Genomic DNA, 1,415 nt, shown 5'->3' on the forward strand with positions numbered 1-1,415 from the left:
CGACACGCTCGACACGGCCGCGGCATTCGGGTTCGCGCCGGCCGGTGCCGGCCTCGATCGCCCGCAACCCGGGCCGGCCGGTTTCGACCGGCTCGTCGAACAGTGGTTGCCTCTCACGTGGTCGTTGAACATGGTCAATCGGTCGATGGGGCGGCCGGACCTGTATCCGTTCGTGTTGCCGCCCCCGGTCCTGGACAAGATACGTTTCGTGCACGAGCAGATCACCGCGCGCGTCTCGGTGTCCTGAGGCGCGTCTGCTGCGGCGCCGTTGTGCCGGGCGGGGGGAGCGGCCTACGGTCGAAACGGAAGCCCGTCGAGGAGTGGTCGCATGAGCCTGTTCTATCGCCTCGCCTACCGTGTCGGCTTCACACCGTGGGAACGCGCGGACGTTTCGCGGGGCGCCCATTTCGACGCGCTGCTCGAGTCGGTACCCGGCCCGGGCCGGGCGCTCGACGTCGGCTGCGGCAGCGGTGAGTTGTCGATCCGGCTCGCGCGGCGCGGCTGGGACGTCACCGGAATCGACAATGTGCCGGCAGCGGTCGAATTGGCGATGGTTGCCGCCGAGCAGGCCGGGGTCGACGTGAGATTCGTCGAAGGCGACGTCACCGCGATGGCGGACCGGGTTGGGTCGGACTACGGCCTGATCGTGGATTTCGGTTGCTTCCACGGACTTTCGGACAGCGAGCGAGCCGCGTACCGCCGGCAACTCGACCGAGTGTCCTCGCCCGACGCGACATTTCTGATGTTCGCGTTCGAGCCGCGTTTCCGCGGACCGCTCCCGCGCGGCGTCGACCTGGCCGAAATCGAGCAGATCTTCTCCGGATGGTCGGTGGTGGAGGAGGTTTCGGTGCGGGTCGGATTCCATTCGAAGTGGTATCGCTTGGTCCGGCGCCGGCACGTGCCGTAGGTCGCGGGCCTTCGGTTACTCGACCGGGAAATCCTGGCTACAGGAATCTGAACCGCACGGAATACCTTGATTTCCAAAACAGCGGGTCGAATCTTCGGGCAGTCAGTTCGGCGAAGCCGGGATGGCACCGGAAATCAACGCCGAAATCATCGAGGCCGGCAGCTGCAGGTCGGGCGCCTGGGTGATGTTGGTGAGAACGACGATGACGGTGCCGTCGGCCTGCCGGACCGCAGTCTGGGTCTGGAAGCCGCTGATGTGCCCGTTGTGACCGACGAGTCCGTTCAGGTCGCCGATGCCGAGGCCGTACGGCAGGGGCCCGGTGGTGACGAAATCCAGTCGCTGAGCCTGCATCTCCGGTTCGAGGAGGTCGCCGTCGACGAGGGCCTTCGCCCAGATGGCCAGGTCCGCGGCGGTGCAGATGGCCTCGCCGGCGCCGAATCCCCAGGACGGGTTGAAGTTCGTGACGTCGACCAGTTCCGGCCTCGGGGCGGGCGGGCTCGGGTCGTCC

Annotated in this window: 3 protein-coding genes; 2 read left to right on the top strand and 1 reads right to left on the bottom strand. The window is 67.2% G+C overall.

Features of this window, described 5'->3' with window-relative positions; all coding sequences use genetic code 11:
* On the top strand, window positions 1–247 hold a 247-nt coding region (locus tag I0Q12_RS32085; protein ID WP_231610086.1), incomplete at its 5' end, for a putative zinc-binding metallopeptidase.
* Window positions 248–328: 81 nt separating this feature from the next.
* Complete coding sequence (locus I0Q12_RS05805) at window positions 329–907, top strand: class I SAM-dependent methyltransferase (protein WP_197251036.1); 579 nt, start codon at window positions 329–331, stop codon at window positions 905–907.
* Window positions 908–1,009: 102 nt separating this feature from the next.
* Here the strand turns inward: I0Q12_RS05805 and I0Q12_RS05810 are convergent.
* The coding region (locus I0Q12_RS05810) for a serine hydrolase (protein WP_197251037.1) at window positions 1,010–1,415 on the bottom strand (406 nt) is incomplete at its 5' end.

It is taken from the genome of Rhodococcus sp. CX, assembly GCF_015865005.1.
Taxonomy (GTDB): Bacteria; Actinomycetota; Actinomycetes; order Mycobacteriales; family Mycobacteriaceae; genus Rhodococcus.

Bases quoted from the DNA above. Each gene is read 5' to 3' on its own strand.
- I0Q12_RS05805 (WP_197251036.1), top strand. From the start codon at position 329: ATGAGCCTGTTCTATCGCCTCGCCTACCGTGTCGGCTTCACACCGTGG.